The sequence below is a fragment of the Rossellomorea sp. QJM3NY_18 genome, assembly GCF_056173145.1.
On the sequence record NZ_CM149659.1, the window covers coordinates 1,100,207 to 1,113,540 of the forward strand.

A 13,334-nucleotide genomic window follows, 5' to 3' on the forward strand; every position below is an offset into this window, starting at 1 on the left:
TTTTAATCCCCCTTAACGTTTGAAATGATGGACGCGACTAATTCGGCAATCTCTTTTTCGCTCATGCCGGCGACCAGTGATTCGACTAAAATCGGCCGTAATCCTTCTGAAATCTGATTCAACCTTTGCTGGGGAATCGTTCCCTCGGAAGGTGAACAGATGACGGCACCCGATTTCGGAACAATCCGGATCACTCCTTTGCTTTCCAATTCATGATAGCTTTTATTCACGGTATGCATGTTCACACCAAGGTCACCGGCAAGACCCCGTACAGAAGGAAGAATATCCCCTGGAAGCAATTCGCTCCTGACAATCCCTTCCATGATCCCGTTTGTTACCTGAGCATAAATCGGAGTATTCGATTGAGGTTCAATTTGGATAAACAAAGTGTCACCTCCTAGTTTTGTTATATGTTGAGTATAACAGAATTGTTCTAGTGTGTGTAGAACAAAAATAAAAAAACTTCCAGAAAAAGTTAGAATATTGGTTGTTTAGTGGTTATGATTAAGAGGGACGGACCTCAAATCAGTCTCGAATTTAACAGTTGTCATCAAATAAGAGGTCCGTCCCTCTATTAATAGTAAAATAGAATCAGAAACTAATATCTGTCTGGTTCGTATGTGTAGGTAGAAAAGAAGTTTTGAGGAGGAAGACATGGGGGAGAAACGTTCGTTTTTGATTATAGTTCTGTGTTTATTGAGTAGTTTTTTGTTTGTGACGGCATGCAGTGACTCGAATGCCAGCGGTGGGGAAACGAAAGCCGATAAAAGAGAAGAAGATCCGTATGAAAAAGAAGTAAAGAAAATGAATGAAGAAATCGGGGAAGAAGAGCCTCTGAAACTTACATCCTACAGCGAGGAAATCGGCGTCACAATCGAAGAGCCGGCATATAAAGAATTCGCTGCAAATGGAAAGGTAAGCGTGAAGGGGGAAATTGAAAAGTATCAAGATCTGAAATCGGACTTTGCCTGGATAAAGGTCAGGGCGAATGAAGAAGGACCTGGAGGAAGGCAACTCGAATATTACACACCGATCGAAGACGGCAAGTTCAAACAGGATATCCATTTTTTTAACGGGGAAGGGGAGTATAGCGTCTCCGTGCAACTCCCAAGCAAGGACCGTGAAAATTACTACTATGATACGGCGTCTTTTACCGTCCATAATGTAAATCCTGAGATCAATAGGGATGTGACCCTGACACCGTTTGGCCAGGATGCCGAACTGTCATTAAAAACGAAATCCAGCTATGTCAAAGGCAACGAAGTCTTTTCTTTAAAAGGGGGGGCTGCGAGTCTCTCGGATGAAGACACGATCATGCTCAGACTAAAGAAGGATTCAGATCACTGGAAGCAAGTCATCCCCGTGAAGGATGGGGAATTTAACTATGATGTTCCCTTGTTTTACGGAAAAGGGGTTCACGAGCTTGAAGTGCTGGTTCCGGATGGAGACCGTGAAAATTACTACCAGACGGCGACCACTCTTCTTATAGATAACGAGTCCGACCGGGTGATGAGCCCGATTGAGTATGCGGATACGTATCGTGAGCGGGGAGTGATCCTTGAATCTCCTCAATTTGGGGGAGAGGAGTCGGAGGGCCAATACAGGATTAAAGGAAGCATCGATCCGGAAGCAGAATTCGGACCGGAAACGACGCATATTTATATCACCACGAAAAAAGGGGAGGACGAAGCGTTGGATGTCATCCCGGTTGAAGATTTCAACTTTGATGATTCGTTTTACCTGCGCTTTGGGCCGGGAACGTATGAAGTGACCCTCAGTGTACCTGAAATCAAGGAAGAGAACAGTGATTACTTCAGGTTTTTCGGCTTTGCGAAGTTCGAAGTCGAATCCACAGGGGAAGACAAGCGGGATCTCCTGCCTTCACGCGGTGTTCAGTCGGACTCCCCTGAAATTAAGAAGCAGGCAGAAACCGTCACTTCAGGAAAATCAAGTGACAGGGACAAGGCAAAAGCCATCTATGATTATGTCGCAAAGAATGTCTCTTATGATGTTAAAAAGTATGAAAACGATGATTTTAACTGGGATGACAGTGCATTGAAAACATTGGAATCCAAAACCGGCGTGTGCCAGGATTATGCGTATCTGGCGATTGCCATGCTTCGTGCCAGCGATATTGAGGCGAGATTCGTGGAAGGCAGGGCAGGCGGTATTTTCCCGGGAAGGCATGCGTGGGTGGAAGCGAATCTTGATGGGGAATGGGTGACTCTGGATCCGACATGGGGATCCGGTTACTTGAAGGACGGTAAGTTCGTCCCTGCATTCAATGAAGATTATTTCGATCCGGATATGAATGAATTTAAGAAGACGCATACACGGACGGGTGTGTCGTATTGAATGAAGAACCAACTCTTACTAGCAGGAGTTGGTTTTTTGAAAAGGTGATACAGGAAATTTTTAGCTGTATTGTGAATGAAAGTCATAAATAGTACACTTGAATAAGTAGAAATTCTATATTCAGGAGCGTAATGATGTTTTTTACACAAAATAAAAAAACAGTCCTCATACTTTTTATCACCATGATCTTCTTAGAAATCCTCGATTTTTCATGGAAGGCAATCGATCAACCTAATGGTGAAGGGTCGCTATTTCTTCACACAGGTTTAGTGTTCTGTATGCTTGCTCTATTGTTTATCCTCTTTAGGGGGAATTGGAATGCTTCCAGGGAACTATCCAACAGCAATAAGAATTTAAACAGTATTTTCGAGACGCTGGATGTAGCCATCTGGTCTCATGATTTGAAATCAGATGTTCTATTGATCACTCCGGGCATTGAAAAGCTGTATGGGTATCCATTGAATGATTTCTATCAGGATACACTGCTGTGGAAAAAAGTTATTTATCCTGAAGATATGCCGGTATTGGAAGAGAGGGCGAAGAATCTTGGTTCCGGTCAGGCATGTGTAAGTATTTACCGGATCGTAAGGCCTGATGACCAGGTTCGCTGGATACAGGACAGGGGCATTCCGACATTGGATCAACACGGGGAAATGACTTCTTTTACGAGTGTGTTGTTTGATATCACCAACCGAAAGGAAAGTGAAGATCAATATCGCAGTTTAGTAGACTTGTCACCGGATATCATTGCAGTGATCAGTGACCAAACCTTTGATTATATCAATGAAGCGGGAAGCAGGCTGATAGGCGCAGATAGCCCGGCAGACATCATAAACAAGAATGTCTCCCAATTTACAAATGCTGAAAATATCAGGAGGATAAGGGAAGAAACCCATGGCTCTACTTCAGGTGAACGTTTTGAACTGACCGTTTACCGCCTTAACGGTGATGAGATAGAGTTGGAGATTTCCGCTATGCCCATTTTATATGGTGGAAGGATGGCCATACAATTGGTTGGCAGGGATATCACGAATCGAAAGAAAGCTGAGAAAACGATTCATGCCATGGCCTATTATGACTCACTGACCGGACTTCCAAATCGAAATAAATTCAAACAACATTTAAGCGGGTCTTTACGTGACAATCCGGATCAATCGATGGCGATATTATTTTTGGATCTGGACCGATTTAAAGTCATTAATGATACAAAAGGGCATTCGACTGGAGATGCTATATTAGGGAAGGTCGCCTTTCGATTGACAAAGGTGGTAAACGATCAAGGGATTGTTTTTAGACAAGGGGGAGATGAATTTATTATCATTCTCTCCAACATGAGTGAAGAAGAGGTTGCAGCAACGACGAAAGAAATTTTACAAAGTTTCATTAGTCCGATATTCATCCAAGAACAGGAATTCTTTGTGACCCCGAGTATCGGTATCAGTATGTATCCAAAGGATGGGAAAGAGCAGGAGAGTTTAATTAAACATGCTGACACAGCTATGTATTTAGCTAAGGAGCAAGGGAAGAACAACTATCAATTCTATTATCCGGAACTCGAAAAGGCTTCGTCAAGGAATATGGAGATTGAAAATGGGTTGCGAAAGGTATTGGAATTCGACCAATTATGCCTCCATTATCAGCCGAAAGTGGACCTCGATACCCGTAATATAATTGGGGTAGAAGCGTTGATACGCTGGGAGCATCCTACACTGGGGATGGTTTCCCCGGCTGAATTTATTCCACTGGCAGAAGAGACCGGGTTGATCATTCCCATCGGGGAGTGGGTTTTGAGAGAGGCTTGTAAACAAAGTAAAGAGTGGGAAGAGACCGGAATGGGCAGCATTCCTGTTGCTGTCAATATATCCGTCAGACAGATTAAGGATGGCGGGTTTGTTGAAATGGTAAAAGAAATTTTATCAGAATACGAGTTTGAACCGAACCGACTTGAGCTGGAAATAACAGAGAGCATTATGCAGGACTTTGAAATATCAACGAATGTCCTCAATCAGTTGAAAAAGGTTGGCGTCATGATCTCCATGGATGACTTTGGAACGGGTTACTCATCATTGAGTAATTTAAGACACTTACCGATTGATAGTATTAAAATCGATAAATCATTCGTGGATGATATTATGGAAGATTCCAATCAGGTTTCCATTGTCAAAGCCATCATTGATATGAGTCAAAATATGAATTTTACAACCATTGCAGAAGGCATCGAAACGGAAAATCAAATGCAGTTCCTGAAACGGAATGGATGTCAGGTTGGACAAGGGTATCATTTCAGCAGGCCATTGCCTGCTTCTGAGTTGCGATTATCTTTAATCGGCGCGAGAACGACCCACGTTAATATGACTTAAGTGAGGGACGGACCTCCAATAAGCAATGAACCCATGGGTTTTATTGCTAATTGAAGGTCCGTCCCTCTTTTCGATTGAGAAATGTTAAACTTATATAGTTGATATTTTGAGTTTAGGAGGAAGGATTGTGAATAAGAAGAAGAGTGCCGGGAGCTTCATTTGGCTCCGCGTTACAACAAGCAGAAAGGAGGTCTCTAAAGTAGAAAGATGAGGACTGAAGAAAATAAAAACAGCATCCATCCAGCATCAGGTGCCATCATTATGGCTCTTGGAATCTTTCTTTATGCTGCCATTGATGCGTTTACATGGGTGAATCACATCCCCGTAAAAATACTAAGTGTTTCCTTAATTGTGCTGACTGCCATTATATATAAATCTCTTATTAAGCAGTTGTTAAATAAATCAGATAGAATTCTTTTACTATCGAAACCTGTACCTTCATTCATCATTGGATCATGGATTGCAGGTATTTCGGTATTGAGTAATGTGGTCGTCAAATATTTTCCTGATATGAGCGTGGCGGTTCAGGTTGTCATGCTATTTAATACCATGATGTGGCTCGGTTTTATGGCAAGCTGCGTCTACCAGTTTAAAGAGATGGTGAAACGGCCGACCGCATACTCCACTCATGGTGTTGTGTTATTGTCTACCGTTGCCACCCAGTCAGTTGTGGTTTTTTGGGTGAAGGTTTATCCTTCTCTTCCAGAGGGATTGCTGATTGGGGCGATATCACTGGGAACCATTTTTTATTTGATTGGGTTTACACTGATGATCGTTCGTTATGTCAGAGGAAACCGCTGGACACTCATTGATGATTGGCCGAGTACAAACTGTATCATTCACGGTGCTTTATCCATTACGGGCCTTGCCATCGTGTCTTCTGGGATGTTGTCCGGAAGAATGATAATGTTTTTCTGGCTGCTTGTATTTGTCCTTCTGATTGGAGTGGAATGGTTGGAAATGGTGAGAGCGGTCAAGCGGATTCAGAAACTGGGGTGGAAAAAGGGGATTTTCACCTATCATATTAGTCAGTGGTCGCGGAATTTCACCTTTGGAATGTTCTATGCTTTTACGATGACCATGCATGCTAATCCTTATTATTTGAATAGCTTCTATCCGTTTCATGAGGAGTTCTTACATGTTTGGGCGTGGATTGTGTGTCTATTTCTCATAGTCGAGATTGGTTTATGGGTGAGGTCAAATCGATATTTGCATGAAAGTGTGAGTAAGGAGCGTGTGTCGTGAGTACATTTATCTTGTTTCTGGCGATCATTTTATGTGCATCTATCCTGCAAACCAGTACCGGGTTCGGATTTTCCATCATGGCTACACCTTTTCTATTGCTCTTATATCCACCTAAAGAAGCGATTCAGATTAATTTGATCTTATCCCTGGTGATCTCACTGGCACTGATTGTGAAAATCAGGCGGGATATAGACTTTTCACTTGTAAAAAGGTTTGTGGTGGGGAGCATGCCCGGCTTATTCCTTGGAATATTGGTTTTTACTCTTATTGATATGAGTCTCCTAAAAGTAGTGATCAGCCTGGTCATCATCTTGCTCACGATTTTACTTATCATGAAATTCCGCATTAGGCAGTCGACTACACGGGACTTTCTGGCAGGAGGATTGTCAGGTGTGCTGACCACGAGTATCGGTATGCCAGGGCCGCCCCTGCTTCTGTATTTTTCAGGCACCGGAACAAAGAAAGAGACACTTCGGGGCACCACCCTTGCCTTTTATTTGTTCATCTATCTCGTCAGTCTATGGATCCAGGTGGAAGTTGCCGGAACCACTCTGACCGTTTGGAAATCAAGCCTGCAAGCATTACCAGTAGTAGCGATTGGCTTAATCGCAGGACAAGCATTATTCAGCAAAATCAATCAAAAGCTCTTTCAAATCGTTACTTACGTACTCCTCTTATTTACCGGCATCTATCTTTTGATAGAAAGCATTTTTTGAGGGACGGACCTTCAATCAGCGAATTTTGCTGATGCAGAGGTCCGTCCCTCTTACATATCCTCGAGAACTTCTTTTAGCACGACGGCATGGTTGTGTTTCTCATCTTTTGCTCCGTAGAGAAGGACTACGCGTTCGTTTTCTGCCATTTCCTTCAGTTCCCGCAATTTTTTTTGTTTTTCTTCTTCTTGATGGAGTTCTTCCTTATAGGCTTGTTTGAATTTCTCGAACTTGTCGGGATCATGGTTAAACCACTTCCGTAAAGAGGGACTGGGTGTAATTTCTTTCATCCACTCTTCAAGGCTTGCATCTTCTTTCGATATTCCACGGGGCCAGACACGGTCAATCAAGATTCGGTGACCTCCTAATCGGGGAGGTTCCTCATAGATTCGTTTCAAAATGATAGACATCGTAAACACTCCTTCTATTATCAGGATAAATGGGAATGGAGTAAGAAGCAACGTTTAGAAATCCGAGAATACTTATCCTCCTAAAAACCCATCGTCCCAACAACAATGTCCGTCCCTAATGGGTTTTTAAATATTTGTCATGAGTTTGTAGTATTTCTGTTATAATTGTTAAAAATTCAAAAAACAAGGGGGCTTTTGGATGGTTAATGGGGTCAAGGTTGATGGGGTATCTAAGATATATAAAGGTGAAGGTGTAGAGACGCATGCTTTATTGAATGTAACGGTTGAATTTCCACAAGGGGAATTTGTCTCTGTGGTAGGCTCATCCGGCTCGGGAAAGTCAACGCTATTGAGTGTGATCGGGACGTTGGACCGTCCGACAGGTGGAAGTATCTTATTCGAGTCAAAGGATGTAACTGAATTCAGTCAGAGGGAGATGGCGGATTTCAGGTTTGAGAACATCGGTTTTATCTTTCAACAATTTCATTTGATCCCTACGATGACGGCATTGGAGAATGTGATGGCACCTCTTTTCTCAAGGAAAGTTCCATATGATAAAAAACAGCGGGCGAAAGAATTGTTGGAATCGATAGGTCTTGGGGATAAGTTAGGTTCCCTTCCTTCTCAATTGTCAGGCGGGCAGCAGCAGAGGGTCGCGATTGCACGTGCATTGGTACACGAGCCTAAGTGGTTGCTGGCCGATGAACCGACAGGCAACCTGGATACGGAAACGGGGGACCTTATCTTTCAAATCATTAAGTCACTCAATAAGGAAAAAGGCTGTGGGGTCATCTTTGTCACTCATGACTCCGAACTTGCTCTGAAAGCGGATCGAATCATAGAAATGAAGGATGGCAGGATCGTGTCTGATCGGGTGGTGGAACCCATATGATCCGATTTATATGGAATACGTGGTGACGGAACAAGCAACGGTTCATCCTCTTGATCATCGGAGTCCTCCTTTTAAGTGTCGGACTGAGTTATCTCGTCGGGATGACGCAAACCAACAATGGAACAATTGTGAATGAACTGCAAAAAAGATGGAAATCTTCCTATCACATGGTTGTAAGGCCGCCTGATTCAAGAAGTGTCACGGAAGAGATGAATCTATTGGAACCGAACTATCTGAGTGGACTCGACGGAGGCATCACGCTGGAACAATATGAAATGATCAAAGGAATGGACGATGTCAAGATCGCGGCACCCATCTCTATGGTGGGCTATGTATTCAATGACGTCCAGATGGGACAGTTAAATATAACAGAGCCGGGTATTTACAGGTTGAATCAAAAAGAAACGGTTCAGACCGGGGCGAAAGCGGAAGTCAACGATGGGAATTATTATTTTACAGTCGGGGGCGGACAGTATTCGATGGACCCGGCATATGGGGTTGGTGAGTCATTAGGTGAATTATCCTACGGTACACAGGTCCTCGTTGCAGGGATAGATCCCGAACAGGAAGCGAAGCTTGTCGGACTGGACAATGCTATGGTGGCTGGAAAAGGGAGCCGATATTTTTCAGAGAATGACGAGGTCATGGATATACCTCTGGGAGATAGTTTGACTGATACGTCGATACCGGTCATTCTAAGCAACCGTGAATTCGTTGATGGGGAAATACACTATACAGTGGAAAAGCTCGATATGCCATTTGATCCCGACAATCAGGATGCAACGATGGAAAAAGTGAAGAAAAATGGCGGGGAGAAATATTTAGAGGAGCAAGCAGGGAGTGTCGTGGAAGAAAGGAGTTTTACGACAGAGGAAGCGCACGAAAAAATTGTCAATACCGTCATGAACCCAAGTTTCGAATCAGGTTTGGGAGGTATGAGCTGGATGGCCCTCAAGCCGTCTCCGGTCGAATACAAACCGGTGTCGAGCCCGTTTCAGGAAAGGTGGGCTTTCAGTTACGAAGTGGAACCATACAGCTTACCGAAGGATTCTCTCCTGGCTGTCGATCAGGCGTACAGGCCGGTTGAGACGTTCGGAGAGGATAGCTCAAGCTGGCCGCGGCTTCGGCTCGATTACATCGGAATCTTTGATGCCCAGAAGCTGACCATTTCGAAAGATCCCTTGACGGAGCTTCCCGTCGAAACGTACTTTCCTTCGAAAGCCAGCTGGGTATTAGATGAGAAAGGGGATCCCATCAATCCTCCTGTCACGATGAAGCCTGCAAACAATCCTTATGGTTTCCTGACCAAGCCTCCTTTGATGTTGACGACACTGGATGCGGCAGCTCATGTCCTGGGGGATAAACCCATCTCAGCCATACGTGTCAACGTGAAGGGGGTTGACAGCTTCAATGAAGAAAGTGAAGCCGCCCTTCAAAAAGTGGCAAAAGAAATCGAAGAAAATACGGGTTTGATCGTGGATGTCACGTTAGGTTCCTCCCCGCAGCCTGCTTTGACTCATATCCCTGGCATACAGGGGGAAAAGGGCTTTGGCTGGATCGAACAGCCGTGGATTAAGATCGGTTCTTCCATCACGATTTTTAAAGAAGCAAAGCTTGGGGTGTCAGGAGTGGTGGGGAGCGTCATCCTGGTGGCGATCGTGTATGTGTTTTCATCGAATCTCATCATGATGTATGCACGGAAGAAGGAGTTTGCCGTTTTACTTTCCCTGGGATGGCGTCCGAATCAGCTTTCCAAGCTCCTGCTCCTTGAAGCGTTATTGCTGGGTATCGTCGTATCTTTTATCAGCTGGCTCATCCTGGCATGGTTTACAGTGGCAGGTGAACTGGAAACATCCTATATTCGAGTCGCCCTCATCGGATTGATCGGACTGACCATTTATATCGCGGGTGCAGTCATTCCCGCCTATCTTGTGAAAAAAATCAGACCATATGAAGCGATGCGATCAGGGGAAATCTCCCTTAAACACAAACGGGTGGCAAGGTCTGAATCAGTGGTCGGAATGGCCATCAATTCAATGGTGTCCAGGTGGAAACGGACCGTTCTATCCGTCGTGTCCATGGGTCTGCCGACGGGTCTTCTTGTCTTTTACTTATTCATCACCTTTCGATTGAAAGGAGTCATGTATACGACCTGGTTAGGGGAGTACGTGGCCATGGAAGTAAGTACCATGCATTATGTGGCGATGGGGATCGCCCTCTCGATCGCCATCCTGACTACGGCTGAAATCATCTGGCAGAATGTAGCTGAGAGACAGCCCGAAATATCGGTGTTTAAAGCCCTTGGCTGGAAAAATGGGACCGTCCGGATGCTTGTCATTCTGGAAGGGATGTTTTCAGGAGTACTTGCCGGTTTCGTTGGCCTGATTTTTGCCTTTACGTTAGTCTGGAAGATTTACGGAAGCTTCCCTTTCACCCTTTGGTGGATTTATGGGGCCGCCCTATCAATCCCGGTCATCACCGGAATCATCGCAGCCGTCCTGCCTGCTGGGAAGGCAGCCAATACTCCTCCTTATCAAGGGCTGAATGGAGGATACAGCAATGATAAGAAAGTGGAAAAGCAATTCAAATACATTCTCTCAGGGGCTGCTGTCATCCTCCTCCTCGGTGTAATGACTTTAGTGGGGAAGGGGGTTCCCGAAGTGCAGAAAGTTGAAACCGCCAAAGTGGTATCTCCCGTGAAAGAACAAGGAACGAAAGGAAAAACAACAGCGGTCTTTGCTCCGAAAAAGAAAGAGGAGGCTAAACTACAAAAGGATGCTCCCCTCGCATTTTTAAAAGCAAAAGAACTTGCAGGAAAACAGGCAGAGCTGGGTGAAAAACTGGAGCTTGATCAGCAAACGATCCTTATTGAGTCACCGAGTAAAACACCACCCGAATTAAAGGCAAAAAAAAGTCATCAGCTCATCACGATTCCTGTCAGCTGGGACGTTAAATATAGTGATCCCAATACAACCAGCCTCTCATTCAAACCAGGTGCCTATTTCCTATTGGATGAAAAGGAGAAGAAGTATTATCCATTGAAAACGGACATTGTGGATGCACTCAATTATCGTGGGGGGAGATTGAAGTTCCCAGGTAGAGTGACGGCTTTATTGACGTTTGAAGTGCCCGAGAAGTATCAGCGCTTTCTGATAAGCGGAAGGATTCCTGATCATCCCAAAGATGTAGTGGCGGAACTTACGAGAGAAGACCTGAGAAAAAGCAGAGAGCCATTTTCATTGAAGGAAACCGGTGTTTCCCCTGGTGCAACAGGGGATTATACGATGAAGATAAAAATGGATAAGGAGAAAAAATGGAGTGTGGAGACTGACATCAGAGTGACCAATCATTCGGAAGAAGCATTTGAGGATATTGGATTTTATTTTATTCCGAATGCATTTACGGAAAAAAATAAACCGGATTTCCTTAAAGATCATGCGGAAACGAGTATTCACTCGATCAATAGTACCGGTGAGGATCTCCAGTACTCCTTAAATGGGAATCAGCTCCTTGTCGATCTTGATGAAAAGCTCCAGCCTGGTGAAACGAAATCGATCAGTATAGACTACCGCTTGAAACTTCCGGAAGATGGATTGCGGTTATCGCAGAAAGGGGAAGACTTCTTTCTGGCACAGTGGTATCCGATGCTTGCGACGTATCAAGATGGTTGGGATATTGAACCTTTCGATCCCAAAGGCGAATCATATGATACAACCTATGGAAATTATCATGTGTCATTTGAAACTCCAGAGGAATATTTGGTGGCAAGCTCTGGGGAAGATGGATCGGAAGAACCGGTGAATAAAGGGGAAATCGAAGGAGGCAGCATCCGGGATTTCTATCTCGCATTCCTGAACCCGGATGAATGGGAACAAAAAACAGAAAAAGTGAAAGTTGGGATGTATCGAAACGTGGCCATCCGTGCTTTTATGAAAAAGGAACAGGAATCCATTATGGTTGATCTGCTCAAAAAAGCAGCAGATTCATTTCTTTTTTACCATGATAACATCGGTGAGAATCCGACCGGTGAACTGGATCTCATTGCAAATAATGGGGACATGGAATACTCCAATATCGTGGAAATATCGGGTGATCCCGATGGCTATGAACATCCACTGGTCCATGAAATCGCCCATCAATGGTTCTACCAGGGAGTGGCGAACAATCCTTATCGGGATGCATGGCTTGATGAAAGTCTCGCAGAGTTACTATCCTCCTACTATCTCGCATATGCATATAAGGACGAGGGAAAAGCCTTTGCCTTTTCGAATCAAGTGTTGAACACGGTGAAGCCGGAAAAGTTCTTGAATACACCCCTCAATGAATTTCAGCAGAATTATGTTTCAACTGTGTACGGAAAAGGGCCGAACCTGTTGAATGATTTCTTCGAGAATAATGGGGGACGAACGGAAGCTTTGAACTTCCTGTCGGCTTATTACAAAGAGTATCAATTCAAACATGTAGATTCGAACACCTTTGCACAGTTCTTCGAAGAATACTATGAAGGCAGCCAAAAAGAATTCCTGACAGGATGGCTTGAATAGAAAGTGAGAGGGACGGACCTCCAAACGGTTCTCTTGGAATTCATTGAGGGATTTGTTGGAGGTCCGTCCCTCCTTGTGATAATCATTTCATCTGGACAAAGACGACACTGATGATGGATCTTCCTAATGAAGGTTCTTCTTGTTGTTACAATCAGATATGTTTTCTTCAGAATAAGGAGAGGGAACAATGACTGCTGCATTACTGTTTTTAAAGAGCGTTATTATAGGAGTGGCCATTGCTGCACCTGTTGGACCTGTCGGGATCCTATGCATACAAAGGACACTGGCATATGGGAGACGGGCAGGTTTCTTATCAGGGTTGGGAGCTGCCACGGCAGATGCCTTATATGGGTTGATTGCCGTTATGGGGCTCACGGTCGTTTCCGGCTTCCTTATGGCTCATCAGTTCTGGATTCAAGTATGGGGAGGGGTATTCCTTTTGCTGTTGGGTTGGAAGACTTTCACCTCACAACCGGCTGCATTATACGCAGGGGGGCTGGATACTCCTTCGTCGGTGAAAGGATTTTTGTCCATTTTCTTATTAACGCTCACGAATCCGATGACCATTCTTGCCTTTATCGCGATCTTCGGGGTGTTTCGGGTGGCAGGTCCTGAGGATTTCCTGACCTCTTTGACAGTGATATCGGGAGTATTTTCCGGTTCTGCTCTATGGTGGGGGATACTTGCCTTCGTGGGTGGCTGGATAAGCAGCAGGCTCGGACCAGACTCACTAAAAATAATTAATCGAGCAGCGGGCATCGTCCTAACAATATTCAGTGTACTCTTTTTGATTGACCTGATATAATCTGCGGCAC

9 protein-coding genes are annotated in these 13,334 nt (G+C 44.4%); 7 read left to right on the forward strand and 2 right to left on the reverse strand.

Annotated elements, in window-relative coordinates; all coding sequences use genetic code 11:
* Nucleotides 1-2 precede the first annotated feature (2 nt).
* Complete coding sequence (locus tag AC0VXY_RS05700; protein WP_475527238.1) at nucleotides 3-386, reverse strand: GntR family transcriptional regulator; 384 nt, start codon at nucleotides 384-386, stop codon at nucleotides 3-5.
* Between the two features lie 310 nt (nucleotides 387-696).
* On the opposite strand from AC0VXY_RS05700, the gene AC0VXY_RS05705 reads away from it, so the two are divergent.
* From AC0VXY_RS05705 to AC0VXY_RS05720, 4 genes are all read left to right on the forward strand, one after another.
* Nucleotides 697-2,355 (forward strand): transglutaminase domain-containing protein, encoded by a 1,659-nt coding sequence (locus AC0VXY_RS05705; RefSeq protein ID WP_475527239.1) that lies wholly within the window; start codon nucleotides 697-699, stop codon nucleotides 2,353-2,355.
* 182 nt (nucleotides 2,356-2,537) lie between these two features.
* Nucleotides 2,538-4,715 (forward strand): sensor domain-containing protein, encoded by a 2,178-nt coding sequence (locus AC0VXY_RS05710; RefSeq protein ID WP_475527240.1) that lies wholly within the window; start codon nucleotides 2,538-2,540, stop codon nucleotides 4,713-4,715.
* Nucleotides 4,716-4,922: 207 nt separating this feature from the next.
* Complete coding sequence (locus AC0VXY_RS05715) at nucleotides 4,923-5,960, forward strand: TDT family transporter (protein WP_475527241.1); 1,038 nt, start codon at nucleotides 4,923-4,925, stop codon at nucleotides 5,958-5,960.
* Complete coding sequence (locus tag AC0VXY_RS05720) at nucleotides 5,957-6,676, forward strand: sulfite exporter TauE/SafE family protein (RefSeq protein ID WP_475527242.1); 720 nt, start codon at nucleotides 5,957-5,959, stop codon at nucleotides 6,674-6,676. The genes AC0VXY_RS05715 and AC0VXY_RS05720 overlap by 4 nt, the downstream gene beginning before the upstream one ends.
* A 50-nt stretch (nucleotides 6,677-6,726) precedes the next feature.
* Here AC0VXY_RS05720 and AC0VXY_RS05725 read toward each other — a convergent pair whose 3' ends face one another.
* On the reverse strand, nucleotides 6,727-7,083 hold the full coding sequence (locus AC0VXY_RS05725; protein ID WP_475527243.1) for a DUF488 domain-containing protein: 357 nt from the start codon (nucleotides 7,081-7,083) through the stop codon (nucleotides 6,727-6,729).
* 199 nt (nucleotides 7,084-7,282) lie between these two features.
* On the opposite strand from AC0VXY_RS05725, the gene AC0VXY_RS05730 reads away from it, so the two are divergent.
* From AC0VXY_RS05730 to AC0VXY_RS05740, 3 genes are all read left to right on the forward strand, one after another.
* Nucleotides 7,283-7,975 (forward strand): ABC transporter ATP-binding protein, encoded by a 693-nt coding sequence (locus tag AC0VXY_RS05730; RefSeq protein ID WP_475527244.1) that lies wholly within the window; start codon nucleotides 7,283-7,285, stop codon nucleotides 7,973-7,975.
* Nucleotides 7,976-8,025: 50 nt separating this feature from the next.
* Entirely contained in the window at nucleotides 8,026-12,519 is a 4,494-nt protein-coding gene (locus AC0VXY_RS05735; RefSeq protein ID WP_475527245.1) for an FtsX-like permease family protein, read from the forward strand.
* A 187-nt stretch (nucleotides 12,520-12,706) separates the two neighbouring features.
* Entirely contained in the window at nucleotides 12,707-13,324 is a 618-nt protein-coding gene (locus AC0VXY_RS05740) for a LysE family translocator (protein ID WP_475527246.1), read from the forward strand.
* Nucleotides 13,325-13,334: the final 10 nt, after the last annotated feature.